Here is a 24,405-nt window from a genome sequence, read left to right as displayed (position 1 = left end):
AAAACCAGCCTAGGCTGGTTTTTTTATGCTTGTCACCTGATGAAATCATTCAGCTCGAAGAATAATTTCATAACCAGTGTATTTACGAATGTTAATTACCCCTGTATCAAGCAGTAAGTATTGACCTTTAATGCCTTGCAATTTACCGCGAATAGTGGGGGTCTTATCTAAATTGTGTGACTTAATTTTTTCCGGATAATGCTCTACAGGATAAATAAACTCACGTGGTAGTTCATCTTCCAGTAACTCAACCGTTTCATTGAATTCTAGGTTTTGACTAAACTCATCTCGAATGGTTTGAATTTTTGGTGCAAACTCTTCAATCAACTGTTCACGTACTTCGAGTAAATCTAAGGGTTCAGCTTCACCTTTTAGAAGTTTGCGCCAGTCGGTTTTATCCGCTACTTGCGTGCCAAACATGATTTCTAGTTGCCCTGAAAGGCGTCGAGAACCTACTTTCATAATCGGCAGGGCTTGGGTTGCACCTTGGTCTAACCAGCGAGTCGGCATTTGACCTAGGCGAGTAATACCGACTTTTAAAGCGCTGGAATTGGCTAAGTAAACAATATGGGGTTGAAAGCAAACCTCATGTGCGAAACTATCTTCACGGCAAGTTCCGAGATGATAATGACAAGTTTCAGGTTTCATAATGCACATGTCGCAAGAAGCTTTGGTTTTAAAACATTTAAAACAATGCCCTTGTGAATAAGACTTAGGGGTTTTACTACCGCAAGATACACAGTAGATGTTACCTGTCCATTCTAACTCGATTTCTTGACCTAGACTGAATGGGAGCTCAATTTCTGCGCGATCTAGGATAAATTTGTATTCAACATTTGCCTTGCGAGTCTGTTGATCAGTTACACTAAGGTCCTTGAGACCTGCATGCATTTTATGACAAATGCCTTGTAGTTCCATGAAAAGCTCACTCAAATAATAAGGATGCAGTTATGGCTGAACAGAATGTCATCACTTCTATGCTAGACGATTTATCTCAGGAACAGCCTATTCAAACTGCATTGTGTATTGGTCAAAATTTAGAACAATATGACCAGAATCAATCAATTCGTTGGACTTATTTTAACGTAACTGAGTTTTTAAGTCTGCCTTTTACGCAGCGATATGATTTGGGCTTTGTATTATTGGATAATCCTGAAATGCATAGCCTATCTGATGTAGTGAAATCACAGTTCTTGGTCAAGTTGCGTGATCTAATGGCCAAAAAGCTGGTCGTGGTGACAGGTGAGCAGGATGAAAAGCTGATGCGTGCACTGGGTTTCACTCAGCTAATTGAAAAAACAGAGCAGTGTGGCGGTTTGGCGATCTGGCAATTTAATATTTTGAACTATAAGCATGTACCAGATTGGTTTAATTCTAAATATTGGGCGAATCCTGAAAACTGGAACAAATTCCGCTGGTAATTATTTGATAGCCCAATGGCTTCTTTTGAGTGCCTTGTAGAATTCAATTTTCATAAGGCACTTATTTGTTTTGCATATGAGCATTTTCATCTTTTATAATAAAGCGCTCATTTTTGACATTTGTCTCTTATCTTCCTGATATTATGCCTTTACATCCTGATTCTTCCTCGTTTCAGCCTTTTTCTATTTTTCTAGAATTCTTGCCAACCAAACATGTTCAACCTGTGCCATCTCAGATAGCGGGTTATCCTGTCATGATGACCTTAGCAGATCGTGTACGAACTGATAACGATCCTGAACCATTAGTGATAGCGCAGAATTATGCAGCCGAAATTCCTAAAATTTTGCATTTTTCGGGCAAAGGTCGGGATATCAAAGATTTCGACTGCTTTATTCAAGCGGCTCAAAATCAGGGATATTCAAATGTTTTGTTGCTGACAGGGGATAAGTTAAAGCAGCATCAGAATGGTCAAGGTAATACACCACGGACACGCTATTTAGAATCAGTCAATGCTGTAATGCAGTCGAAAAAGCTGGCACCAGAAATAAAAGTGGGTGTGGCACTTAATCCTTTTAAATATGCTCATTCTGAGCTTGCTGCTCAATACTATAAATTAGACAAGAAAGTTCATGCAGGGGCAGATTATGTCATTACCCAGCTTGGATTTGATTTGGAGGCTTTAAAGCAGGCTAAACAGTATTTAGATGAACATCATATTGGTGTTGATCTGTATGCTTGTGTGATGCCCTTAACCTTGTCACGTGCAGAATTTATGGATAAACATAAAGTTGCGGGCATTGTTTTAACACCACACATACTTCAACTCCTTAAGCAAGAACAAGAGTCAAATCTTGTAGTTGCAGAGCAAAATGTTTATGCACGTTGCGCCCTACAGATTTTAATTTGCCGTCATTGGGGGTATGCAGGTGTGCATTTGTCTGCTTGTCATAAGGTTGAGGAACAAAGAAAACTAGAAGGTGCTTTAGAACGATTTAAAAATCTTAGTCTGGAACAGTGTTTACATGAATGGAAGATATTAAATCGCTTAATATCTGGGTATGAGCTAAAGCCTAAGGTCGAAGTATTTAAAAAATCAGTGTCCTCTGAACAAGTATTAAAGTTTAAAACCATGCAGTTGATGCATGATTCAATGTTTGATTCCAGGATTGCACGCAATGTTGGACGTAAATTTTTTAATGCTAAGCTTTGGTCGGGGCATTTTGCGAATCAATTGCTGATTAAGTCTGAATACTTCTCTAAACATGGGGTAGTCGGCTGTGAGAGCTGTGGTCAGTGTCGCCTTGCAGATACATTATATATTTGCCCAGAAACGTGTCCAAAAGGTTTAGCAAATGGTCCTTGTGGTGGTACCACGTTGGATCGGTGTGAATTTGGTGATCGGGAATGTATTCATTCAGTCAAAGCGCGTTTAGCAGAGCAGACGAATCTAACTGATATTTTAAAAGATCGCTTGATTGATACCGTACCGATAGAATCGCGTGGTACAAGCTCTTGGGTGAATTGGTCTAAGCCTAAATGAAAAAACACGCCGAAGCGTGTTTTTTAAACAAGGTTGGATTAGAAGTTAAATTCCATACCAGCACCAATTACGGTACGTTTGTCATCTTCTTTCCAATCACGTTTCTGTTGTGCTACTACACCGTAAACGCGAGTTTGTTTGTTAATGTTGTAGTCTAAGCCAATACCATATTGATCAATTGTGAGATCTTCCATTGCATCAGCTGTTGTAACTGCTGATTGATATTGTGCTTTTAAAGCAACTTTGGTGTTTGGAATCGCATAAGTCGTAGCGACTACCCAAGATTCTTCTTCTGCTGAAGCCGCGTATTTGTTCAAACCATCTGCTTCAAGTTGTGCAGCAGAAGGCGAGTCTGATAATTCAGCATGTTGCCATAAACCGCCAAGTACAAAGCCATTTAGACCGATTTTGCTGAAATCATAAGAGCCTGTTACTCGGTAAGCATCAGATTCAACATTGCTTAAGCTAAGTGCATTATAGTCACCTGGTACAGCAAAGTTACCTGCAACAGCTAACGCTAAACCGATATTTTTGTTGTCGTAGTTAAGTGATGTAGAAATACCATCGCCAATGCCATCACGTTTTTCAGTGGTGTAGCCAGTTTCACCGTTTTCACCAAATAACGCCATTGCATTGAAGCTAAAGCCACCTAAAAGCTTAGGATCTGATTCAAAACCAATCGCATTTTTTAAACGCTCTTCACCATGCATGGTTTTTGTAATATCAAGGTAGTTGTGATCGTTAAAGATATCTTGATATTTACCCGCAGAAGTTTTGAAGTAAGAGTCAAATTGACCTGCTTTTAAGGTACCAACACCAGCAGCTTTAATACCTAAATAGCGGTTACGCATACCAAGGTCAGTACCATCACCATCAGCGTTAACTTGCCATTCAGCTAAGTAAATCGCAGAAATCTTGTCAGTTAAGCTTTCTTCACCTTTAATACCAATACGTGATGAATTTGAGTTTAATTCTGTTGCATCATTTCCAGCAAAGTCAGTATTGTCAATATTGTCAATAGAAACATTGAGTTTACCGTACAGTGTTGGCGCTGCTTGCGCTGCGTTTAAGCTTAAAGTTGTCACTGCTGCAGCAAGTAGCAATTTTTTCATTGAGATTTCTCCAAAACACGATTTTTATGGCAAGTGCCTACAAACTCTTATTTTTAGCTCGCTTCTGTACAATTCGTTACATAGCTCACCAACTTGCTATGCAGTATCTGCAAACTATATGACAGCAAGGTGAAAGCTAAATGACAGTTTGATGACGATACGTGTTTGGATAACTATCGGATTTATGGCATTTTACTTTTATGCAGTAAAAAAATGGAGCCTTATGGCTCCATTTTAATGTTCGAATCAATACATTATGCTTCTAAAGCTGCTTTAATCTTTTCGGCTTGCGCTTTAATCTTTTCTTGATCACCCATTTGTGCAGCATGTTTTCCAAGTTGATGCACATTGGTAGGAATAAGATGGAAGTGGACATGTGGAACGGTTTGTCCCGCTGGAGCGCCACTAAGTTGCATTAAAATAATGCCATCTACACCTAGGGCTTTTTCCATTGCACGTGCCACTTTTTGTGTCACTTGAATAGTATAAGCAGCTGCTTCAGCAGGAAGATCTAGCAGGTTGATCGCGGGTGTTTTTGGAATGACTAAGGTGTGACCATCTGCTTGTGGCATGATATCCATAAATGCAAGAACTTGATCATCTTCATAGACCTTAATTGCTGGAAGTTCACCGCGCAAAATTCTTGCAAAAATATTTTGATCGTCGTAAGCCATCATTATTCCTTTAAATGGTCTCCTTAAAATAAGGAGACTGAGTGATTATTTACAGTTCAGCTCTTTTTGACGCGCTTTGATTTCATCAAGGCGTTGTTGTTCTTTGTCAGAAAACTTTGGCTTGGTTGTATAGCAGTTGTCATTACCAAACTTTGCTTTTGCTTCAGGGTCTTTGAAACAGAAACCTTTAGATGCATAAATGACATCATGATCGTTTTTCAGTTTTTGGCACTCTTGTTCTGGTGTTGCAGCGAACGTATTGGCACCAATAAAAGTTGATAGACCTGCAAGACAAGCAATAAGCAACTTACTCATAAGAGTTTCCTCATGGTTTGTAACAGTATGTTTTAAACACCTTATTACAATATTGGGTTTAATTTGTCATCTTCAATGGCAATTTATTACTCTAGGGTAATTTTACTCCAAGACTCATATAGTTTAACGGCAGTAGAAAAATCACTTTCGGCTGGCGAAAGATCACTTGCGGCTTGAATGAGACTTTGGGTCAGGGCAATGACTGGCGCAGAAAGTTTGGCATCCCGAACTAAATCTAATGCGATACCAGTATCTTTCGCCAATAAAGGTAACGCAAAGGTCAGTGGAAAGCTACGATTTAATACGCGTTGAGGTAAAACTGTTTCAGTGACGCCACTTTTACCACTCGAGGCATTGATACAATCCAATGCTTCGCCAAGATTGACGCCATGTGCTTTTAGAGTAGTAAATCCTTCCGCAACTGAGCATAGGTTCACAGCAAGCAGCATATTGTTTACCGCTTTAACGGCAAATCCCGCACCAGAATCACCTACATGTTTAATCAGCTTGCCAACCGCCTGTAAGGCTGGTAACGCTTTTTCAAATGCTTCAGTTTGCCCGCCAACCATCACGGTTAAAGTTGCATTTTCTGCACCGATGGTTTGCCCGCTCACTGGCGCATCTAAAAATGACACCTGTTGCGTACCTAATACTTCAGCTAAATTCTTTGCAGATTCAGGTACACCACTGGTACAGTCAATCCAAATACTACCAGCCTTTAGTTCTAGACCTGAAATTAATGCTTCAACGTCTTGACTTGTGGGTAGGCAAGAGAAAATCACATCGGCTTGTACGGCATCCTGTAAAGCTACTGCGAGGGTGCCGTATTCAGTTGCATGTTGTTCTGCTTTAGCGAAATTTCGATTCCACACAAAAACGGTTTCAAAATGCTTAGGGAGATGAGCCGCCATACGATAGCCCATCGCGCCTAAGCCAATAAATGCAACTGAATGAATCATGGTCTTTCCTTTATATCTTTGTCGATCTTTGTTCTAGCCATGAGGTTAATTCGGGCCAAAATTGTTCAGCACTGGCTTTGCTTGACATTAAACCCAAATGTCCTCCAGGGATAAGAGTAAACGTGACATCTTGGCTGTTTGTCAATTCAGTTAATGGTTTTATTGCATCTGCTGTAACCAGCTGATCGCTTTGACCTGCGCCAATCAACAGCGATGAGGTGATTGAATTTAAATTGATTTGCTTATCTTCGAGTTGAATAACACCATGTTTTAGTTCATTTTTAAGCCAAACCCTAAAAATCATGTCTTGGTTGATGCCACCAGGATAATCAATCATATTATTTAGAAAGTGGCCAATGGTCGCATTTTCTCGAACAGTTTCTAGGTCACCCAAATTACTGAATAAAGTTTTATAGCTTGCATACCATCCTTTAGGGTCGAGTATTTTGAAGCCAATCGAATTTAAGCGTCCTGGTGTATGGGTATATCTTTTAGGTATTTGCTTGGAGAATAAGAGTTGATTCAAAGTTTGATGATGTTGAATGAATTGATACATGCCTTGATTCAGCTTACCAATGATTCCAGAGGCATAGCTGTCGATGGGGCTGCCTAAAACAATTAAGTTTTTTACAAAATTAGGTTGTTGCAAGGCACTATAAAGTAAGACAAATATACCTGCCATGCTCCAACCATGCAGTGAAATTTGCTCGGAACCCGCATGTTGACGTATTTTTTGTATGCAGTCTGGCAAGGCATAGTCAATAATGGTTAAAAAAATGAATATGATGGTCGCGAAAGCGAAAATGTTTCCATTCCACTAAATACACATCAAAACCCTGATTTTGAAAATGGTGAACTAATGATCGGTAAGGAAATAAGTCATAGATTGCCATATTAATCGCAAATGGGGCGACTAGAACGAGAGGTTCAAGAAAGTGTCTCACAGACGCTGGATAATAACGGACTTTGGCATAATCGTTGTATGCCACAATTTCATAAGGCGTACTTTCAGAAAGAATAAGCGAATGTTGCTTAAAGAACCGGGTGGATAAGTTGTTAAGCTGAACTTTGTGACGACTGATCTTGTGTTTTAGTTTTGTTGTTATGGGCATTTTATTGACCTACCAAAAGATTTGCTCGAAGTCTAAACGATAATTTTATATTTTACCTTGACCTGAAATGCCGTAGGCGCTCAAAATGTTGGCAATTATTCACAAAGGCAGTTCTGAGAACTGAATCGTAGAAATGAGCCAATACGACGACATCGAATATCAATTAGACACTTTAGCGATTCGTACCGGACACACACGAACTTTTGAAGGTGAGCATAGTGAGCCAATTTTCTTAACATCTTCTTTCGTTTGTGAAAATGCAGCAGATGCAGCAGCTAAATTTTCAGGACAAATTGAAGGAAATACTTACTCACGTTATACCAATCCAACTGTACAAGCATTTGAAAAACGTTTAGCCGTATTAGATGGTGCTGAACGTGCAGTTGCGACCAGTTCAGGTATGGCAGCAGTGCATGCTGTAACTTTGGCTTACTTAAAAGCGGGCGATCATGTGGTGTGTTCACGCGCTGTATTTGGTTCGATCATTTCGCTGTTTGAGAAATATGTCATCAAATTTGGTGTCGATGTTACGTTTGTAGACTTGGAAGATTTAGACGCTTGGAAAGCGGCGATTCGTCCAAATACGCGTCTTTTATTTATTGAAACACCGTCGAACCCATTGGCTCAAGTGGGTGATATGCAAGCGATTGCTGATATTGCGCATGCACATGACGCTTTATTCGCTGTTGATAATACTTTCTGTACCCCAATCTTACAGCAGCCAATTAAGTTTGGTGCTGACCTGATTATCTATTCTTCAACGAAATATATTGATGGTCAAGGTCGTGCTTTAGGTGGTGCGGTTGTAGGTAAAGATAATTTGGTTGAAGAAATTAACGGTGTTATTCGTACACTCGGTAATTCGATGAGCCCATTTAATGCGTGGATCTTCTTAAAGGGTTTAGAGACGTTAAGTTTACGTATGAAAGCACATTGTGCCAGTGCGCAAAAATTAGCAGAATGGCTCGATGCGCATCCTAAAGTTGAAAAAGTCTATTACGCGGGTTTGCCAAACCACGAAGGACATGCGTTGGCGAAGAAACAGCAATCTGGTTTTGGTGGCGTGGTTTCTTTTGTGGTGCAAGGTGAGCGTGCAGGAGCTTGGACGGTCATTGACAACACGCGCTTCTTATCAATTACCAGTAATTTGGGGGATGTGAAGTCAACGATTACCCATCCTGCGACGACATCACATGGCAGAATGTCAGCTGAAGCAAAACAGGCAGCGGGGATTAGCGAAGGTTTAATTCGCGTTTCTGTTGGTTTAGAAGATATTGATGATATTATTCGTGATATCGCACGTGGTTTAGACTTAATCTAATTTTTAATTTTATGTTCGGAGATTTTAATGAACATTAATATGCTGATGCAGCAAGCACAACGCATGCAAAAAGATATGGAAGCGAATCTTAAAAAAGCCAAAGAAGAGCTTGCTCAAACTGAAGTTCACGCAGAAGCGGGTGGCGGCTTAGTTAAAGTTACCATGACTTGCCGTAATGTGGTAAAGCGTATCGAGATTAATCCTGAATTGTTACAAGATGATCCAGACATGATTGAAGACTTAATTGCTGCTGCAATGAATGATGCTGCACGTCAAGCGGAAGTCATTTCTGAAGAGCGATTGAAAGGTGCAAGTTCAGGTATGGGCTTGCCACCAGGCCTAGCTAGCATGTTCTAATCCCTTGTGGTGTCTTACCTCCCTTATTAGGGAGGTATTTTTATTGAGAAAATTAAGTGTTTAGTGATCGATTTGAACAGTTGGTTCAAGCTTTAAGAATTTTACCGAGTGTGGGTCCGAAATCTGCACAGCGTATGGCACTGCATCTGATTATGAAAAATCGGGAAGGTGCGGTGGGTTTGGCACACGCCTTGAATGAAGCAACCAATCATATTCACGAATGTTGTGTCTGCCATTCGTTAACTGAAGATGAAGTTTGCGATATTTGTCTTTCTACAGAGCGTGATGACCAGCTTTTATGTGTGGTTGAGTCACCAGCTGATGTGATGGCGATTGAGCAGAGTGGCAGTTTTCGTGGTAAATATCATGTGCTCGGTGGGCATCTGTCACCACTTGATGGGATTGGACCTGATGAAATCGGAATTCCACATTTGGTGCAACGCTTAACGGATGGGAAGATTAATGAAGTTATTCTGGCGACCAATGCAACTGTAGAAGGACAAGCTACCGCACATTATCTGGTCGAAGCATGTAAACACTTGCCCGTACATATGACCAGAATTGCTCAAGGTGTACCACAAGGCGGTGAGTTGGAATATGTTGATAGTCATACACTGAGTCAGGCTGTACATAACCGTATGCGCATGAAATAAGTTTCGGCTTGTTTCATGTAGATTTAGTCACGATAGAATGGGTCTTTTTTAATTTTTATTTTAACGATTGGTATATTTTTAAAAAATCCATAATATAAAAAATGTATAAATAAACAGACAAATAGAGCTTATATACTAAAAACTAAGTAATTCTTTAGTCTAAATTGAAAATTTTTATAGCTAATTGTTATATATCAGGTAAGATAGCTTTTTAGAGAATCTATTCCTAGACTCGGCAGTATGTTTCAGTTTATTCAGCATCAGACAGATTTAGAAAACTTTTTGTCCATCATGGACCAAAACTCCATTTATGGACTTGATACAGAGTTTATTAAAGTGGATACCTTATGGCCTAAACTAGGGGTATTCCAAATAAATGTTGCTGATCAGGTGTATTTGCTGGATGGCACTACTCTAGATTTAACGCTGTTCTGGAAAAAGATTTTTGCTGCTCAACTGAATGTCTTCCATGCTTGCGGGGAAGATATCGATCTGATTTATCATTATGCTCAAGATAAGTCACTGAATAATGTATTTGATACGCAAATCGGGATGTCATTTTTAGGACATGGTTTGCAGGTCAGTTATCAAAATGCGCTAAAAAACATGTTGAATGTGGATATTGATAAAGATCAGACACGTTCAGACTGGTTAGCGCGCCCACTGTCTCCTGAACAATTGAATTATGCAGCCAATGATGTACTGTACATTATGGCGTTGGCAGAAAAAGTCAGATCCGAGCTAAATCAAAAGCAGTTATTGGATTTTGCACAGGAAGACTGCCGCAATCTGACTTATGAAATTGGTCAAGAAACACCTTTGGCGATGCTATATCAAGATATTGGCAATTACCGTCATTCTCGTCGTCAGTTAATGCAGATTCAGCAATTGGCCGTTTGGCGTGAACAAATGGTGAAAGCACTGAATCAGCCGCGCAGCTTTATTCTTAGAAACTCGTCCATCATTGATTTGGTTGAGAAAAATCCTAAAAACCATTTTCAGTTGAGCAGTATCAAGGATATTCGTCAGAATGTACTGCGTGAGCATGGCAAAACCATTTTGGATTTATTGAAATTTATACCTGCTCAGGAAGAGTGGCCATTACGCTTAGCACGTCCAATTCGTCATTCATCCAAAGAAATTGGTCAAAAAGTTGATACTGTCATTCAAAGCGTAGTCAGTGAAACGACAGTACCCAAAGAAGTCTTGCTGCGTAAAAAATGGCTCAATGCGCTGTATCAACATATTGTGTCAGGCACTGATGAGCAGGATTTGCCGAATTATTTACTGGGCTGGCGCTATGAGCTTTTGACCAAGCCTCTTATTCGAGTCCTGCACGAAGATCAGCAATACTTGTCGACACAAATGCAAGTTGCGCAATAGTCGGAGCTATTTGTCTAAAGAATTGACACTTAGACAAATTGACGACTGCTGCGTTAATAATCACTACTGAATCAGATTATTTTTTGTTGTATGCTTGACGCTGTATTTTCTAAGTGAAGTAATGTTCTAAGCATGCATTGTTCTATCTATAAATCGAGCAAAAAAGATGAGATGTATCTCTATGTTGCTCGTCCTGCTGAAAATGATGCAGAAGCATCAAATCCATTAGAAGTTGTTCCAGAAGTATTACGTAATGCTTTTGGTCGTGCAACTTTTGTTATGCACATTGAGTTAACTGAAACGCGTAAGTTGGCGCGCGCCAATGTGTTGCATGTAATGGATTCGATTGAAACCAAAGGTTTCTTTATTCAAATGCCACCAGAAGGGTTAATTAATCCGAATGCAGTAGCCCCAGAAGGCTTGCGTGGTGCTTAATCATTTTCAGGAGTTGTACTATGGATAATCTTCTTTCAATTTTAGACACAATTCCTGAAGATACGATTGCAATCAGTGTGTATTTGCTTGGCAGCATCATTATTTTATGGTGCTGGTATGCAATCGCAAAGCGTTTACCTAAACCGTTCGGTGGCATCAGTTGGGTGTTTGTTTTTGCCGTCATGCTGACCCCAACGGTTTCTGAAGGGACAAATGCTTCAATTGCTCCGGCCTTCTTTGGGTTAATGTTTGGTGTTCTCACCAAAGAACATTCACTGATCTGGTTTAATTTATCTGCAATTTTATGTGTTCTTGGTTTGGGGTTGATCGTGGGATATTGCTGGTCTAAATATAGCGATAAACGCGAAATTTCTGTAATTAACAAGAAAAGTTCACCACTTTAAATAAAAAATAAGGTCATCTTATGTCTGTTGATACTCAACAATTTACTGGTACAAGCCAGTACATCGCGACTGATAGTTTAAAATTGGCAGTGAAAGCTGCACGTGCTTTACAAAAACCGCTTTTGGTCAAAGGTGAACCTGGAACAGGTAAAACCCTATTGGCTGAGCAGGTTGCGCAAAGTCTGGGTTTAAAACTGATCACATGGCACATCAAATCGACGACCAAAGCTCAGCAAGGGTTGTATGAGTATGATGCTGTTTCGCGCCTTCGCGATAGCCAGTTGGGTGATGACCGTGTCTACGACATTAAGAACTATATTAAGCCAGGTAAGTTGTGGGAAGCATTTACCAGTGAAGAACGCTGTGTGTTGTTGATTGATGAAATTGACAAGGCAGATATCGAGTTTCCTAACGATTTATTACACGAACTTGATAAAATGTCATTCTTTGTGTATGAAACAGGTGAAACGATTACGGCTACACAGCGCCCAATCGTAATCATTACCTCAAATAACGAAAAAGAGCTGCCAGATGCCTTTTTGCGTCGCTGTTTCTTCCATTATATTGAGTTTCCTGATGAAGCGACCATGCGCGAAATTATTGATGTGCATTTCCCGCAAGTTTCAACCGCGCTAGTGAACGAAGCGCTGCAAGTATTCTTTAAATTGCGTCAGGTGCCGGGTCTTAAAAAACCACCCTCAACTTCAGAATTGATTGATTGGCTGAGTTTATTGATGGCAGATGATATGCCTGATGATGTTTTACGCAATCATGATAAATCTAAAGCCATTCCACCACTCTATGGTGCCTTAATAAAAAACGAGCAAGATGTACAGTTGCTTGAACGTTTAGCCTTTATGTCACGTCGCTAAAGGAGAAACACGCATGTTCGTGCGCTTGTTTTATACTTTACGCAAATATGGTGTACCTGTCTCCACGCGTGAGCTTATAGATCTGAATGAGGCGGTCGCGTCAGGCTTGGTCTTTGCCGATCAGGAAGAGTTCTATCAGCTTGCCAAAACCATTATGGTCAAAGATGAACGCTTCTTTGATAAATTTGACCGTGGCATGAAAGACTATTTTGATGGCATTTCGACCTTCAATTTGGACGAGTTGTTAAACCAAGTTCAGCAATTGCCAAAAGACTGGTTTGATCTGGAGCTTTTAGAAAAACATCTCACTCCAGAACAACGTGAAGAATTGAAAAAAGCAGGTTCTCTTGAAGAGCTGATGAAAATGTTGGAAGAGCGGTTACGCGAACAACATAAAAAGCATCAAGGTGGCAATCGTATGATTGGCACAGGCGGAACTTCGCCCTTTGGTGCTTATGGTGATCATCCTGAAGGTGTGCGCATTGGTGGTCCTGGACGAAAGCGTTCCGCAGTCAAAGTTTGGGAACAGCGTAAATACCGCAATCTGGATGATGAGCAGATTCTAGGCACGCGTCAAATGCAAATGGCATTACGCCGTTTACGTAAGTTTGCGCGACAAGGGGCTGCTGAAGAACTAGATATTGATGGCACCATTAAAGAAACTGCAAAACAAGGCATTTTGGATGTGCAATTGGTGCCAGAGCGCCGAAACCGCGTCAAAGTATTAATGTTGTTTGATGTGGGAGGATCAATGGACTCTCATATTGCACAATGTGAAAAATTGTTCAGTGCTGCAAAAACAGAATTTAAAACGCTGGAATATTTCTATTTTCATAATTGTTTATATGATTATGTCTGGAAGGACAATGTTCGCCGTTCAAACACGCGTATGAATACGTGGGATCTATTCCATACCTATGGCCGCGACTATCGTGTCATTGTCGTAGGGGATGCTAGTATGGCACCTTATGAGCTGAATTCTGTGGGTGGCTCAGTGGAATATATGAATGATGAATCTGGGCAGGTTTGGCTACATCGCCTACGTCAGCATTTTGAGAAAACCGCTTGGCTGAATCCAGAACAAGAAAGTTACTGGCATTACACGCAAACCATTGGCTCTATTAAGCAGATTTTTGATCAGCATATGTATCCAATGACTTTAAAAGGCGTAGAAGATTTAACAAAATATTTGGCACGCTAAGTTCATGGGTTTAACTCAGTGAATTTGTGCTTTTAAGAGTAAGTCATAATAAATGTAGAGAAGGGGGAATAAGAGATGAATCACCAAATTAACGGGATTGATTTACCAAACACAGAAGGCTTTTTTGGACCCTATGGTGGCCAATATATTCCCCCACACTTAAAAGAAGCCATGGATGAGATTAATGTGGCGTATGAAGAAATTCGTCATACGCCCGAATTTCAAAATGAACTTGCAGATTTATTTGCAAACTATGTCGGACGTCCAAGCCCTTTATTTCATGCCAAGCGTTTATCTGAGCAATTGGGTGGCGCACAGATTTATTTAAAGCGTGAAGACCTGAATCATACTGGCGCGCATAAGATCAATCACTGTTTAGGCGAAGCTTTGCTTGCGAAGTATATGGGTAAAAGCAAAGTCATTGCTGAAACAGGCGCAGGGCAACATGGCGTAGCATTGGCAACAGCGTGCGCATTGGTGGGAATTCCATGTGAAATTCATATGGGACAAGTGGATATCGAAAAAGAGCATCCTAATGTCGTCAAAATGAAGATTCTCGGTGCCAAATTAATTTCTGTGACTCGTGGCACCGCAACTTTAAAAGATGCGGTGGATAGTGCTTTTGAAGAATATTTGAAAGATCCGAAGAACTATATCTATGCGATTGGTTCAGTGGTTGGTCCACATCCATTCCCGAAAATGGTACGGGACTTCCAAAGCATTATCGGCAAGGAAATAAAAGTACAGACCCATGACCGCTTTGGTCAAAACCCTGACTATGTGGTTGCATGTGTGGGCGGGGGGTCTAATGCTATTGGTGCCTTTACTGCTTTCTTGAATGATGCAGATGTGAAATTGGTAGGTGTGGAACCTGCTGGTCATGGTTTAGATACGACGATGCATTCGGCTACCTTAACTTTAGGTAAGCCAAGCCAAATTCACGGTATGGCGTGTTATGTGTTGGAAGATGAGCACGGGGAGCCATTACCGGTTCATTCGATTGCATCAGGACTGGATTACCCAGGTGTTGGTCCTCAACACAGTTTCCTGAAAGATTTAGGTCGCGTTGAATATACAACAGCAACCGATCAAGAGTGTTTGGATGCGTTCATGACCTTATCTCGTGTGGAGGGGATTGTACCTGCTTTAGAAAGCTCACACGCTGTGGCGTGGGCTTTGCGTGAAGCGCCAAAATTGGCAAAAGATGTGAAAATCGTGGTGAACTTGTCAGGTCGCGGCGACAAAGACTCTGACTATGTTGCAGATAAGCTCGGTTTGAATTAAGTCATGAATGTAAAAAGGTCAGCAATCAGCTGACCTTTTTTATGCATCAATTTCTGGTTTAACCCGAAATATACTGCTGTAACTGATCGATTAAGTTTTTTTGATCTGCCATGGCGGCCTTAACTAAGTCACCAATTGAAATTAAGCCAATCAGTCGCTCATTTTCAACCACTGGCAAGTGGCGGAGGTGGCGAACCGTCATTAACTCAAGACAATCTTCTACACTGGTGCCCGTTGTAACAGTGAGAACAGTCGCTGTCATAATTTCACTGACATTGGTGGTAAATGAAGTACGTTCCATTAAGGCGACTTTACGCGTGTAATCACGTTCAGAGACAATGCCGACTACGCGTTCATCTTCTGTGACCACTAAAGCACCAATGCCCTTATCTGCCATAAGCGTAATTGCTTCAAATACGGTTGAATCTGGACGAATTGTGAAAATGGTCTGTTCTGATTTATCTTGAAGGACTTGTGCTACTTTGGTCATATTGTACATCTCTATTGTTGTTTATTGTTTGACTTTTAACTTAACTTGAAATATGCAAAATGCAAATACCTAGGCAGTCATAAATTGCATAAAATTAAGAAAATTAGGTGTTAAAGGTTAACACCTAATTTAATTTGCTTTAAGCAGGCTGCAATTGCACATCAGCAAAGAAAAAGTGACGCATTTGCTGGGTGGTCAATTTGAATTTTTGACTAGATGAATTGCAGAGTGCCGGAATGACTTTTAAGCGAGTCAGGGTTGGCAAAAGAGACTTCTGAAAATCAGCAGGTGTGATTTTACGCGGGGTATAACTTGGCCAATGTAGTTTTGCATATTTATGCGCTTGTACACTGTTCATCCAGAACGGAAAAATAAAATCATCTTGGTCGGACATGATCGCCCAACCTTGATCGTAGAGTCCCCATAACACACCGCAGTACATCATGGATTTCAGAATAGTAATTTTAAAAAACAAGTCTTTTGCTATCGGTTGTAATTGACTAATTTGTTTCATATTGGACAGACATTGTGAAGTCATGAGTTATTTTAAAAAAATTAGATTAAATTTCAGTGTAAGCTTTGCGATAAATCGTAAATAAATATGTTTGTAATATTTAAGCCAAAAAAAACGCCACCTAAGTGACGTTTCATTATGCTTGCATTGTGGCCATTTTCTGCCAGTACTGCGCTTTTAACGAATCACGTTCTACACGGAAACCTTGAAAATAAAGTTCAGCTAAGAACATTGCCGCTTTGCCATGGCCTGCACGTGCCACTTCTTCCAATTGTTGAACAGCATCTACAAAGTTTTTTTGCGATTGAATTGTGTTTACTGCATTTGCGTACACATGTTCTAACTCATGATGAGAAATTTGTTGAATCATAGATAACTCCTTATTGTAATTATGATTGCACAGCTCGACTTTTTTAGTCTTCATACTAATTTAACTAAGTATTATTAAACTAATATTACAGATTAGGTGAAAAGTCAAATAAGATATGGGGTGCATATATATAATTTCAAGTTACATGATTAAACAATAGTCAAAAAGTTTTTTTATTAAGATGGAAATACAGGATACTGTAATTAAAAGGAGAATAATATGACAAATACAATAGATGGCTTCGCTTTTGAATTACCGCTCAATGCCGAGAAAATCATTGAATTGGCACACTATCATAGACAACAACTTGATGAAGCTGTTTTTCACAATGAAATTCATTTAGGGGACTATTGTTTAGCACAGCGTAAACGTGTTTATGACTTTACACGTACACTTGAGCCACAACAGCGCATTGAGTTTTACAAAATGTATGATGGGGAATTACGCCGTATTGCAGATGATGAAGATTTGCATCCTGCAGATGCTGAACACGGGGTGGGGGTGTTCGCGATTGTTTTGGCATTGGCTTTAATCGCATTTATTCTATATTTTGCAGTTGTTCGTAATATCACCAGTGGTTAACACGGATTGCCCATTTTTAACCATCTGTGGTTGAGAATGGGTAAATAACCTTGAGATTCTAATAGAGCCAACCTACACTACCAGTTCATTCGAGGTAGTGTATGCATAGCGCAAAGCAAAAAATTATTCAATTTTATCGTTATTTCAAATTAGAGAATTTTTATTATTTCTTGGTCTTACTTATTATTGTTGCAATTCTTTTTTTAGCAACTTTCGCACTTTTTCGTCCAGTGACGCCTGATCAATACTTACAAGTTCGTCAACTCGCACAGCAAGCCTATTATCCTTTCACACAAGATATGGCGTCACAATTAATTCAGAAAAAAAAGATGACTAGAGGTCATTATCTGAAATTAATGCGAGCGTATCATGTTGAAAAGAATCAGGCAAAGGAGCTTCCTCCTTTGGCAGATGATACGGTTCGTTAGCATTTGAAGGTGTTGATGTTTTAGATCTTTCTGTATTTTTATATATGTTGAGATTGTCTTGTAAAATTTGATTTAACGCTGCTTTATCTAATTTTTCACTAAAAATAATGATAGTGAGTCGATCTGGATGTAAATGCTTGCGAATAGCATTCTGCACTTGTGCTGTGGTCAACTGGTGCAGTTCATCGTTATAACGATTCAAATAATCTGTGGGCAAACCATAAAACCCTATAGAACCCAGTTGAGCATTGATCGCAGCATTACTACTGTAGTTATTTGGAAAAGCCCTTAACATGCCTAGCTTGGTTTGTTCTAGTAGCTTTTCATCAATTGGTTCGCGGATAAAATTGACCAAAGCACGATGTGCAATTTGAATGCTTTTGAGTAGATTATCTTGCTCTGTGGAATAGCCTAAGCTAAATGGACCAGCTGCTTGCATAAAACTAAAACTACTATAAGTACCATAAGTTAATCCCCGTTTTACACGCAGTTCTTGGCTTAAAATAGAATTGAATCCGCCTGCGCCAAAAATACGATTGGCAACTTGTAATGCTAAATAGTCAGGATCATCACGGGTTGTTACTATTTCTCCCATAATGATATGTGCTTGGCTCGATTTATAAGGGATGTGCCGAATATTGAAATCTGAGCGTAATGCTGGAGCAGGTAATGGTGTTGCTTTTTCACCATCGGGTAGATGTTTTGCTATTTTTTCAGCTAATTTAAGTGCTTCTTTCTCTTTTAGTTGCCCTGTAATCGCAATATTTAAATTTTGACGAACAAGATACTTTTGTTGAAATTGTACTAAGTTCTCTGGGTTAATTCGTTTAATGCTGGCTTGCGTGCCAGTAATCGGTTCTGCATAAGGATGCTTACCATATAAAGTACGATAAAACACAATATTTTTCATTCGGCTGGGGTTTTCTTTTAATTGTTTCTGTCCGACAGCGGTATTACTCAAAACAAGATCGATACTCGAATTTTTGAAGGTAGAATGATTAAGCACTTCAAGGAGCATATCTAATGCTGGTTCTAGTTTTGCTGGATCGGATAAAGTTCTGAGTTTGACAATAAGCATATCCCTGTGTGCTGAGACACTGAACTTCGCACCTACACTTTCAAAAGTTGAAATAATTTCCTGAGCTGAATAGTGATCAGTGCCTTCATCTAGCAGTTGAGCAGCCATATTGGATAGACCATAAAGATTTGTACCGATGCTTTGATCACGCGCAGAACCTGCATTAAAAGTAAGTTGAATATCCACCATTGGGAGCGAGGGAGATTCTACAAAGAGTGATCGCACATGAAATTTATTCTTCAGTTCGTACACATGAGGTACTGTCAGTTTAGAATTTTCCTGAATATTTTGAAGGCTATCTAGTTGGCTAAGCGAGCTAAACTGTTCAATTGAAGCGGTTTTAGTTTTATCGACAAGTTCGGCATAACTCGTTGGAATAAATAAAAGTGCTGTGATGAGGCATAGTGGTATGTTTTGCATAACCTTATCCATTTATTTTTCTTGTTCTGGCAGTATGTACATGCTGCTGTTATTGTCACGGTTAAAGTAGGTATTTGCGACGCGTTGAATATCTTCGGGTGTGACCTCTGCGTAATGTTGAGGGAGTTGATCAAGAATATGATGGCTCAATCCATTGATTTCTAAGGTTCCAATAATTCTGGCTTGCCCAGCAATATCGTCCTGACTATAAATTAAATCTGCAACATAACGAGTAATCACGCGATTGATTTCATCAGTAGAGACAGGGGTGCTTTTTAATTGCTCTAGTTCATTGAGTATCGCATTTTCAATATCTTGCAATGGCACACCATTCGCAGGTAAGGCTGAAATACTAAATAAACTGTCTCCTCGATTGTAGGGTTCGTAGGAAACACTGACAGATGTGGCAAGCTTCTGCTCACGAACCAAATTGTATTGTAGTCGAGAAGTGATGCCACTATCTAAAATATTCTTAATGATGACCAGTGTGTAAGCATCTTGTGGATTTGTTGCTGTAGCGAGAGAGTGAACATTCCAAGCCAAATAGAGATTAGGCACTTGAACAGGTAACTCGACCTCTAGTCGTCGATAGCCTAAATTGGTTACTTCAAGTACATCATTTCTTTGCGGAGTTTTTTGAGCTGGAATCGAAGAAAAATATCGTTTAACGAGTTCAAGTGTGGCTGTGGCTTCTACATCCCCCACAATCACTAAAATTGCATTGTTGGGGGTATACCAGTCTTGATACCATTTTTTTATATGTTCTAGATCAAGTGCTTTCAAATTTTTCATATAGCCAATGACTGGTTGGCGATAATGGCTGGTGGGGTAGGCAATCCATTTAAAGCGTTCAAATGCAAGTGCGCGAGGATTATCATCTATTCTTTGCCGCCGTTCCTCCATGACGACTTTCATTTCTGTTTCAAAATCTTGTTGCCTTAAGACTAAGTTGCTCATGCGATCTGCTTCAAGCTCTAACGCGAGTGCTAAATAATCTTTCTGGTAAAGTTGATAATAGTTGGTGTAGTTGGTAAATGTGGCTGCATTTACGCTGCCGCCATATAAGCGACTGAGGCGGGTAAATTCATCATTCGGGACTTTGGTAGTTCCCTTAAACATCATATGTTCTAAAGCGTGAGAAATACCTGAAAGATTATCTGGCTCATCGCTACTCCCTACGGCATACCAGATTTGAGTCATTACCATCGGGGAACGATGATCTTCACGAATGATGACTTTTAGTCCATTGTCGAGTGTTGTTTCTGTTGTAGGGTACGAGAGATTTTGCTGAGGTCTAGCATAGACTGGAGTGCAAAACATAAGACATGTGAAGCTCAATATACTGAGATGTATATGGAATAATTTTTGGTATTTATTCTTATTTTGTCCAAACACTTGAGTGGCTCACAAAGCTTGGTCTTGAAATTTATTTTTAAGAAATTCACCCATAAATGCAAGGTTGGGCTGTTGATTTTTGTAGCTGATACACACAATCAGGCAAGATAAAGAAAATCCTTATCTTTTATGCTAAAATCATTGTCTTTTAACACGCTGCTTTTCAAAGGATTCGGCATGCAACAACAATCTACTGGGCAAAATAAATTTTTGATTGATGCTGATATTGGGGATGATGACGTAACTTTACCAAGTTTACCTGCGGTAAATGTTCCAATTATCGAGACTCCAAAGGCTGAAGAAATCGTTGCTTCAGTTTCAGAAACCTCCGATGAGCAAACTGAAGAAAAATCTAAAGGCGGCTTCTTTAGCCGTATGAAAGAGGGTTTAACCAAAACCCGTAAAAACTTTGCTGATGGAATGGTAAATATCCTGATCGGTGGCAAAGAAATTGATGATGAGTTACTTGAAGAAGTCGAAGAGCAACTTTTAGTTGCAGATATTGGTGTTGATGCGACTAAAGCGATTATCGCAAATTTAACTGAGCGTACAGCGCGTGGTGATCTGATTTACTCACATTCTTTGTATAAAGCTTTACAAGAAGAGTTGGTGAATTTATTGGCTCCTCGTGTGAAACCATTACATATTGACCCAAATAAGAATCCATTTGTAATTTTAGTGGTGGGTGTTAACGGTGTTGGTAAAACCACAACCATTGGTAAACTTGCGAAACGTTTACAAGGTGAAGGTAAAAAAGTGATGCTTGCCGCTGGCGATACTTTCCGTGCCGCAGCAACAGAACAATTGCAAATTTGGGGCGAGCGCAACAATATTGCTGTTGTTTCACAAGGTCATGGTGCAGATAGTGCTTCTGTCATTTTTGATGCTTTTGAAAGTGCACGTGCAAAAGGGGTGGATGTGCTAATTGCGGATACTGCTGGACGTTTACATAACAAAAGTAACTTGATGCAAGAGCTCACGAAAGTTAAGCGTGTAATGCAAAAAATTGATGCTACAGCCCCACATGAAATTATGTTGGTGGTAGATGCTGGCACAGGGCAAAACGCGATTAACCAAGTTGAACTATTTGATGAGGCTGTTGGTCTTACGGGTATTACGATTACGAAATTAGATGGAACGGCTAAAGGTGGCGTTCTATTTAATATTGCAAGTCGCACCCATGTGCCAATTCGCTTTATTGGGGTTGGTGAGAAAATTGATGATTTACGTCCATTCTCTGCTAAATCATTTGTCGCAGCATTGTTTGAAACTGAAAAGTAAAAAGTAATATATTTCACATAAACTCCGCAAAATGCGGAGTTTATCTTTTTTGGCTTAATTGTTTGATTTAAAAGACAACAGTAGGCTTTAAATATCTCGTTATTTCTGTCTAATAAAAGGATAAAATAAAACACTTAAAAAAAATATGTGTATTTCGCATTCTTGGGGAAATTGATGGCACTATTCGATAAGCTTAGCCAAGTGCTAACCACTGAAATTACACCAGACTTAATCTTTAATAGAAAAAATGAAAATGCATCAACTGAGGTAATGTATTTAGAACAATTAAAACAACGTCATTCTATGCAAAAATTAGGAAAACGCATTCACTATGATCAATCGTATTTAGCTGAGTTAATCCATACCGCTGTATTGAGTTGCCCATCTGCTTTGAATTTACAGACAACCCGTATTGTTGTCTTATTTTCTAAGGCACATGCTGACTTTTGGAATTTAGTTTATGAGATTCTGGAAAAACAAACACCAGAACATCTCTTTCCAGCCACCGCAATAAAAATCAAGCAATCATCGGCATCATATGGAACGGTTTTATTTTTTGAAGATCAAGAGCAGATTAGAAAAATACAAAAGGATGTACCTTTAGACTCCGTGGAAATTCCTTTTTGGTCTGAACAAGCTTCGGGGATGGCTCAATATGCAGTTTGGATGGCTTTAACAGAAGTTGGTTTGGGTGCGAACCTAAACTATTACAATCCCGTGATTGATTACAAGACTGCACAGTATTTGAAAGTAAGCTCGGAATGGAAACTGCAAACTCAGCTTGTATTTGGTTCTATTGAGCAAGATGATGTAAAGAGTGATTCAAATAAGAACCAAGCCGAATTCATGGTTTTAAAATGAAATCTAACTTAAGTTTAAAGCATGTATGATTAATAAGAGAACGTTCTAAATATAAAACAGACTGTCACAATGATAGGGCTTCATATAGTTTACAAAGTGCTTAAGATAGAATCATGAAAATTGAGATATAACTCTCTATTTAAACAAACAAAATGTTGAGGAAATGAAAATGGCATTCTTAGATCATATGAAAAAACGCCGTACAATTTATTCAATTGGTAAAAATATAAATCTTGAGCAAGCCCAAGTCGAACAGATAATTAAAAATGCTGTGCGAGAAAGTCCATCAGCTTTTAATTCACAGACTTCAAGAGTGGTTTCATTGTTTGGCCAGGCTCATCATAACTTCTGGGAAATCGTTCGCGAAACATTACGTAAAATGGTTCCAGCAGAAGCATTCGAAAATACCAGTAAAAAATTAGATGGTTTTGCAGCAGGTTATGCGACAGTACTTTTCTATGAAGATCAAGAAGTCGTGAAATCATTGCAAGAGCAATTTGTCCTCTATGCGGACAATTTCCCAGTTTGGTCTGAACATTCATCAGCAATTGCTCAATATGCAGTATGGACTGCATTGGCAGAGCAGAATATTGGAGCATCATTACAACATTATAATCCAGTCATCGATGCAGAGGTTGCAGCTACTTATTCAATTCCAGATCATTGGAAATTGCGTGCACAATTAGTCATAGGCTCGATTGAAGCACCTGCAGGCGAAAAGACTTATATGGATGACAGTGTACGTTTCAAAACATTTAATTAAAAATATGTCCACAGTCATTTATTAGAAGATGGCTGTGGACGAGTTCTATAAAAAATCATCGCATTTTCTTTTGTATCGACCAAATGACTATTCCAACTGCTATAAAAAGCTTATAAAAATAAAATCCGAAAAGGGTTGTCTTTCAAAAATGACTTTGTCATAAAATTGTCATTTATAACTTGCATAGTGCAACTAAAATTTAACAATGAATGAAGAGAAAGCAAAATGGCTTTACGTTTAACCTTTGCTGCAGCGGCATTGATGGTAAGTGGTTCGGTATTTTCGGCAGTAACAGTTACAGCGCCAGAAGAAATCAAAATTCTTGCTGTGAATGATCAAGAAGTAAATACAGGTTTATTCCGTTCTGAAAACAATGCCTATACATTGGATGCAGGTAGTTCAAGCATAAGCCTTCGTTACATTCAATATTTTGAACATATGTCTGGCGAACATGACATTGTTAAATCAGGTGTAGTGACATTGAAAACACCAAATTTACAAGATAATCAAACTTACCAGCTAGCATTGGTTAATGCTCCAAAAACTTTTGAAGATGCAAAAAAATACGCTGAACAGCCAACTGTTGCGCTTTATGATCAGAAACAACAAGTACTTGTACAACAGACGGGTGCAAATACAGAGCAGAAACCGTGGTTGAGTCGTAGCATGTTTGGTGGTGCAGTCGACTTAACTCAAAAAAATGTTAAGGCACCTGTAAATCAACCACCAGCAGTCTATGCAGCGCCACAAGCAACCGCCCAAACGGCTCAATTAAGCACTCAAGCAAGTGCAGTTGATAAGCAATTAATTGAGTTATGGAAAAAAGCAGATAAAACGGAGCGTCAAAAATTTATGAGCTGGGTCGCAGAACAAGCAAATTAAGTTGTCTTTAATAGTAAAAAGCTCGGTAAATGAAAATTTACCGAGCTTTTTTACTATGTAGCAATGTGTAAAAAAAGTCTGTGAAATAAAAAAATAGTGCTATAAATATTCGATTAGATTAAATATTGATCGCTTGAAGGTGTATTTTATAATTAATTATAAAATACGCTTGCGCTTGAATTAAAACTGTATAGAATACGCAGCATACCGACGAGATAGACGGAAACGAACGAAGCACGAAGTGCTGAGTTGTTTTAAATATCGAGTCCAGCATCTAATATTGACGAGGTATTAGAT

At 39.3% G+C, this 24,405-nt stretch carries 26 protein-coding genes and 1 pseudogene; 16 read left to right on the top strand and 11 right to left on the bottom strand.

The window, feature by feature from the left end:
- Nucleotides 1-45: 45 nt before the first annotated feature.
- Nucleotides 46-918, bottom strand: coding sequence for a DUF2797 domain-containing protein (locus ACWQ4X_RS14025; protein ID WP_161933931.1), 873 nt, complete (start codon nucleotides 916-918; stop codon nucleotides 46-48).
- A 32-nt stretch (nucleotides 919-950) separates the two neighbouring features.
- Here ACWQ4X_RS14025 and ACWQ4X_RS14020 point away from each other — a divergent pair, with 32 nt between their 5' ends.
- Entirely contained in the window at nucleotides 951-1,421 is a 471-nt protein-coding gene (locus ACWQ4X_RS14020; protein ID WP_100241666.1) for a DUF6231 family protein, read from the top strand.
- A gap of 143 nt (nucleotides 1,422-1,564) precedes the next feature.
- Nucleotides 1,565-2,962, top strand: a complete 1,398-nt coding sequence (locus ACWQ4X_RS14015) for a methylenetetrahydrofolate reductase C-terminal domain-containing protein (protein WP_457904082.1) — start codon at nucleotides 1,565-1,567, stop codon at nucleotides 2,960-2,962.
- Nucleotides 2,963-3,000: 38 nt separating this feature from the next.
- On the opposite strand, the gene ACWQ4X_RS14010 is transcribed toward ACWQ4X_RS14015, so the two are convergent.
- The 5 genes and pseudogenes from ACWQ4X_RS14010 to ACWQ4X_RS13990 form a co-directional block, all read right to left on the bottom strand.
- A complete protein-coding gene (locus ACWQ4X_RS14010) occupies nucleotides 3,001-4,074 on the bottom strand; it encodes a porin (protein WP_457904066.1) in 1,074 nt (357 codons plus the stop codon).
- Between the two features lie 254 nt (nucleotides 4,075-4,328).
- The gene (locus ACWQ4X_RS14005; RefSeq protein WP_457904065.1) at nucleotides 4,329-4,748 is read right to left on the bottom strand and encodes an HIT family protein; all 420 of its coding nucleotides are present in this window, start codon (nucleotides 4,746-4,748) and stop codon (nucleotides 4,329-4,331) included.
- 45 nt (nucleotides 4,749-4,793) lie between these two features.
- Entirely contained in the window at nucleotides 4,794-5,063 is a 270-nt protein-coding gene (locus tag ACWQ4X_RS14000; RefSeq protein WP_100241663.1) for a YARHG domain-containing protein, read from the bottom strand.
- A gap of 86 nt (nucleotides 5,064-5,149) precedes the next feature.
- The gene (locus ACWQ4X_RS13995) at nucleotides 5,150-6,022 is read right to left on the bottom strand and encodes an NAD(P)-dependent oxidoreductase (protein WP_457904064.1); all 873 of its coding nucleotides are present in this window, start codon (nucleotides 6,020-6,022) and stop codon (nucleotides 5,150-5,152) included.
- Between the two features lie 10 nt (nucleotides 6,023-6,032).
- Nucleotides 6,033-7,134: pseudogene (locus tag ACWQ4X_RS13990) on the bottom strand (alpha/beta fold hydrolase).
- A 133-nt stretch (nucleotides 7,135-7,267) separates the two neighbouring features.
- On the opposite strand from ACWQ4X_RS13990, the gene ACWQ4X_RS13985 reads away from it, so the two are divergent.
- The 9 genes from ACWQ4X_RS13985 to trpB all read left to right on the top strand — a co-directional run bounded on the left by ACWQ4X_RS13985 (nucleotide 7,268) and on the right by trpB (nucleotide 15,044).
- Nucleotides 7,268-8,455 carry an O-succinylhomoserine sulfhydrylase gene (locus tag ACWQ4X_RS13985; RefSeq protein WP_457904063.1) on the top strand — a complete coding sequence of 396 codons (1,188 nt, stop codon included), beginning with the start codon at nucleotides 7,268-7,270 and terminating at the stop codon, nucleotides 8,453-8,455.
- 27 nt (nucleotides 8,456-8,482) lie between these two features.
- Nucleotides 8,483-8,812, top strand: a complete 330-nt coding sequence (locus ACWQ4X_RS13980; RefSeq protein WP_457904062.1) for a YbaB/EbfC family nucleoid-associated protein — start codon at nucleotides 8,483-8,485, stop codon at nucleotides 8,810-8,812.
- A gap of 56 nt (nucleotides 8,813-8,868) precedes the next feature.
- Nucleotides 8,869-9,465, top strand: a complete 597-nt coding sequence (recR, locus tag ACWQ4X_RS13975) for a recombination mediator RecR (protein WP_142768662.1) — start codon at nucleotides 8,869-8,871, stop codon at nucleotides 9,463-9,465.
- Nucleotides 9,466-9,705: 240 nt separating this feature from the next.
- Nucleotides 9,706-10,848: a ribonuclease D gene (locus ACWQ4X_RS13970; RefSeq protein ID WP_457904061.1), complete on the top strand. Its 1,143-nt coding sequence runs from the start codon at nucleotides 9,706-9,708 to the stop codon at nucleotides 10,846-10,848.
- A 132-nt stretch (nucleotides 10,849-10,980) separates the two neighbouring features.
- Complete coding sequence (locus ACWQ4X_RS13965; RefSeq protein ID WP_100241656.1) at nucleotides 10,981-11,283, top strand: YcgL domain-containing protein; 303 nt, start codon at nucleotides 10,981-10,983, stop codon at nucleotides 11,281-11,283.
- Between the two features lie 20 nt (nucleotides 11,284-11,303).
- Nucleotides 11,304-11,687 carry a hypothetical protein gene (locus tag ACWQ4X_RS13960; RefSeq protein ID WP_100241655.1) on the top strand — a complete coding sequence of 128 codons (384 nt, stop codon included), beginning with the start codon at nucleotides 11,304-11,306 and terminating at the stop codon, nucleotides 11,685-11,687.
- Nucleotides 11,688-11,707: 20 nt separating this feature from the next.
- Nucleotides 11,708-12,559 (top strand): AAA family ATPase, encoded by an 852-nt coding sequence (locus ACWQ4X_RS13955; protein WP_142768664.1) that lies wholly within the window; start codon nucleotides 11,708-11,710, stop codon nucleotides 12,557-12,559.
- Between the two features lie 13 nt (nucleotides 12,560-12,572).
- Nucleotides 12,573-13,760, top strand: coding sequence for a vWA domain-containing protein (locus tag ACWQ4X_RS13950; RefSeq protein WP_457904060.1), 1,188 nt, complete (start codon nucleotides 12,573-12,575; stop codon nucleotides 13,758-13,760).
- 75 nt (nucleotides 13,761-13,835) lie between these two features.
- Entirely contained in the window at nucleotides 13,836-15,044 is a 1,209-nt protein-coding gene (gene trpB / locus ACWQ4X_RS13945) for a tryptophan synthase subunit beta (protein ID WP_100241652.1), read from the top strand.
- A 58-nt stretch (nucleotides 15,045-15,102) separates the two neighbouring features.
- Here trpB and ACWQ4X_RS13940 read toward each other — a convergent pair whose 3' ends face one another.
- From ACWQ4X_RS13940 to ACWQ4X_RS13930, 3 genes are all read right to left on the bottom strand, one after another.
- Nucleotides 15,103-15,534 carry a CBS domain-containing protein gene (locus ACWQ4X_RS13940; RefSeq protein WP_100241651.1) on the bottom strand — a complete coding sequence of 144 codons (432 nt, stop codon included), beginning with the start codon at nucleotides 15,532-15,534 and terminating at the stop codon, nucleotides 15,103-15,105.
- A gap of 139 nt (nucleotides 15,535-15,673) precedes the next feature.
- Entirely contained in the window at nucleotides 15,674-16,048 is a 375-nt protein-coding gene (locus tag ACWQ4X_RS13935) for a DUF2750 domain-containing protein (protein WP_100241808.1), read from the bottom strand.
- 136 nt (nucleotides 16,049-16,184) lie between these two features.
- A complete protein-coding gene (locus ACWQ4X_RS13930; RefSeq protein ID WP_100241650.1) occupies nucleotides 16,185-16,418 on the bottom strand; it encodes an SEL1-like repeat protein in 234 nt (77 codons plus the stop codon).
- A gap of 219 nt (nucleotides 16,419-16,637) precedes the next feature.
- Between ACWQ4X_RS13930 and ACWQ4X_RS13925 the strand changes: the two genes are divergently transcribed.
- On the top strand, nucleotides 16,638-17,000 hold the full coding sequence (locus ACWQ4X_RS13925) for a hypothetical protein (RefSeq protein ID WP_100241649.1): 363 nt from the start codon (nucleotides 16,638-16,640) through the stop codon (nucleotides 16,998-17,000).
- Between the two features lie 333 nt (nucleotides 17,001-17,333).
- Here ACWQ4X_RS13925 and ACWQ4X_RS13920 read toward each other — a convergent pair whose 3' ends face one another.
- Nucleotides 17,334-18,926 (bottom strand): M16 family metallopeptidase, encoded by a 1,593-nt coding sequence (locus ACWQ4X_RS13920; protein ID WP_457904059.1) that lies wholly within the window; start codon nucleotides 18,924-18,926, stop codon nucleotides 17,334-17,336.
- 12 nt (nucleotides 18,927-18,938) lie between these two features.
- Nucleotides 18,939-20,246, bottom strand: a complete 1,308-nt coding sequence (locus tag ACWQ4X_RS13915) for a M16 family metallopeptidase (protein WP_457904058.1) — start codon at nucleotides 20,244-20,246, stop codon at nucleotides 18,939-18,941.
- 252 nt (nucleotides 20,247-20,498) lie between these two features.
- On the opposite strand from ACWQ4X_RS13915, the gene ftsY reads away from it, so the two are divergent.
- The 4 genes from ftsY (at nucleotide 20,499) to ACWQ4X_RS13895 (ending at nucleotide 24,108) form a co-directional block, all read left to right on the top strand.
- Nucleotides 20,499-21,602 carry a signal recognition particle-docking protein FtsY gene (gene ftsY / locus ACWQ4X_RS13910; RefSeq protein WP_100241647.1) on the top strand — a complete coding sequence of 368 codons (1,104 nt, stop codon included), beginning with the start codon at nucleotides 20,499-20,501 and terminating at the stop codon, nucleotides 21,600-21,602.
- Nucleotides 21,603-21,776: 174 nt separating this feature from the next.
- Nucleotides 21,777-22,463, top strand: coding sequence for a nitroreductase family protein (locus ACWQ4X_RS13905; protein ID WP_457904057.1), 687 nt, complete (start codon nucleotides 21,777-21,779; stop codon nucleotides 22,461-22,463).
- A 169-nt stretch (nucleotides 22,464-22,632) separates the two neighbouring features.
- Nucleotides 22,633-23,226, top strand: coding sequence for a nitroreductase family protein (locus tag ACWQ4X_RS13900; protein ID WP_457904056.1), 594 nt, complete (start codon nucleotides 22,633-22,635; stop codon nucleotides 23,224-23,226).
- A gap of 225 nt (nucleotides 23,227-23,451) precedes the next feature.
- Nucleotides 23,452-24,108: a DUF2057 family protein gene (locus ACWQ4X_RS13895; RefSeq protein ID WP_457904055.1), complete on the top strand. Its 657-nt coding sequence runs from the start codon at nucleotides 23,452-23,454 to the stop codon at nucleotides 24,106-24,108.
- The last annotated feature ends 297 nt before the right edge of the window (nucleotides 24,109-24,405 follow it).

This window comes from Acinetobacter sp. NigerLNRRAM0016, from assembly GCF_054112845.1.
Note: the sequence above shows the minus strand (reverse complement) of the source record. Positions and strands in the feature narration are given on the sequence as shown.

Coding starts and splice junctions, on each gene's coding strand:
- ACWQ4X_RS14025 (WP_161933931.1), bottom strand. CDS start 918: ATGGAACTACAAGGCATTTGTCATAAAATGCATGCAGGTCTCAAGGAC.
- ACWQ4X_RS14020 (WP_100241666.1), top strand. CDS start 951: ATGGCTGAACAGAATGTCATCACTTCTATGCTAGACGATTTATCTCAG.
- ACWQ4X_RS14015 (WP_457904082.1), top strand. CDS start 1,565: ATGCCTTTACATCCTGATTCTTCCTCGTTTCAGCCTTTTTCTATTTTT.
- ACWQ4X_RS14010 (WP_457904066.1), bottom strand. CDS start 4,074: ATGAAAAAATTGCTACTTGCTGCAGCAGTGACAACTTTAAGCTTAAAC.
- ACWQ4X_RS14005 (WP_457904065.1), bottom strand. CDS start 4,748: ATGGCTTACGACGATCAAAATATTTTTGCAAGAATTTTGCGCGGTGAA.
- ACWQ4X_RS14000 (WP_100241663.1), bottom strand. CDS start 5,063: ATGAGTAAGTTGCTTATTGCTTGTCTTGCAGGTCTATCAACTTTTATT.
- ACWQ4X_RS13995 (WP_457904064.1), bottom strand. CDS start 6,022: ATGATTCATTCAGTTGCATTTATTGGCTTAGGCGCGATGGGCTATCGT.
- ACWQ4X_RS13985 (WP_457904063.1), top strand. CDS start 7,268: ATGAGCCAATACGACGACATCGAATATCAATTAGACACTTTAGCGATT.
- ACWQ4X_RS13980 (WP_457904062.1), top strand. CDS start 8,483: ATGAACATTAATATGCTGATGCAGCAAGCACAACGCATGCAAAAAGAT.
- ACWQ4X_RS13970 (WP_457904061.1), top strand. CDS start 9,706: ATGTTTCAGTTTATTCAGCATCAGACAGATTTAGAAAACTTTTTGTCC.
- ACWQ4X_RS13965 (WP_100241656.1), top strand. CDS start 10,981: ATGCATTGTTCTATCTATAAATCGAGCAAAAAAGATGAGATGTATCTC.
- ACWQ4X_RS13960 (WP_100241655.1), top strand. CDS start 11,304: ATGGATAATCTTCTTTCAATTTTAGACACAATTCCTGAAGATACGATT.
- ACWQ4X_RS13955 (WP_142768664.1), top strand. CDS start 11,708: ATGTCTGTTGATACTCAACAATTTACTGGTACAAGCCAGTACATCGCG.
- ACWQ4X_RS13950 (WP_457904060.1), top strand. CDS start 12,573: ATGTTCGTGCGCTTGTTTTATACTTTACGCAAATATGGTGTACCTGTC.
- trpB (WP_100241652.1), top strand. CDS start 13,836: ATGAATCACCAAATTAACGGGATTGATTTACCAAACACAGAAGGCTTT.
- ACWQ4X_RS13940 (WP_100241651.1), bottom strand. CDS start 15,534: ATGACCAAAGTAGCACAAGTCCTTCAAGATAAATCAGAACAGACCATT.
- ACWQ4X_RS13935 (WP_100241808.1), bottom strand. CDS start 16,048: ATGAAACAAATTAGTCAATTACAACCGATAGCAAAAGACTTGTTTTTT.
- ACWQ4X_RS13930 (WP_100241650.1), bottom strand. CDS start 16,418: ATGATTCAACAAATTTCTCATCATGAGTTAGAACATGTGTACGCAAAT.
- ACWQ4X_RS13925 (WP_100241649.1), top strand. CDS start 16,638: ATGACAAATACAATAGATGGCTTCGCTTTTGAATTACCGCTCAATGCC.
- ACWQ4X_RS13920 (WP_457904059.1), bottom strand. CDS start 18,926: ATGCAAAACATACCACTATGCCTCATCACAGCACTTTTATTTATTCCA.
- ACWQ4X_RS13915 (WP_457904058.1), bottom strand. CDS start 20,246: ATGTTTTGCACTCCAGTCTATGCTAGACCTCAGCAAAATCTCTCGTAC.
- ftsY (WP_100241647.1), top strand. CDS start 20,499: ATGCAACAACAATCTACTGGGCAAAATAAATTTTTGATTGATGCTGAT.
- ACWQ4X_RS13905 (WP_457904057.1), top strand. CDS start 21,777: ATGGCACTATTCGATAAGCTTAGCCAAGTGCTAACCACTGAAATTACA.
- ACWQ4X_RS13900 (WP_457904056.1), top strand. CDS start 22,633: ATGGCATTCTTAGATCATATGAAAAAACGCCGTACAATTTATTCAATT.
- ACWQ4X_RS13895 (WP_457904055.1), top strand. CDS start 23,452: ATGGCTTTACGTTTAACCTTTGCTGCAGCGGCATTGATGGTAAGTGGT.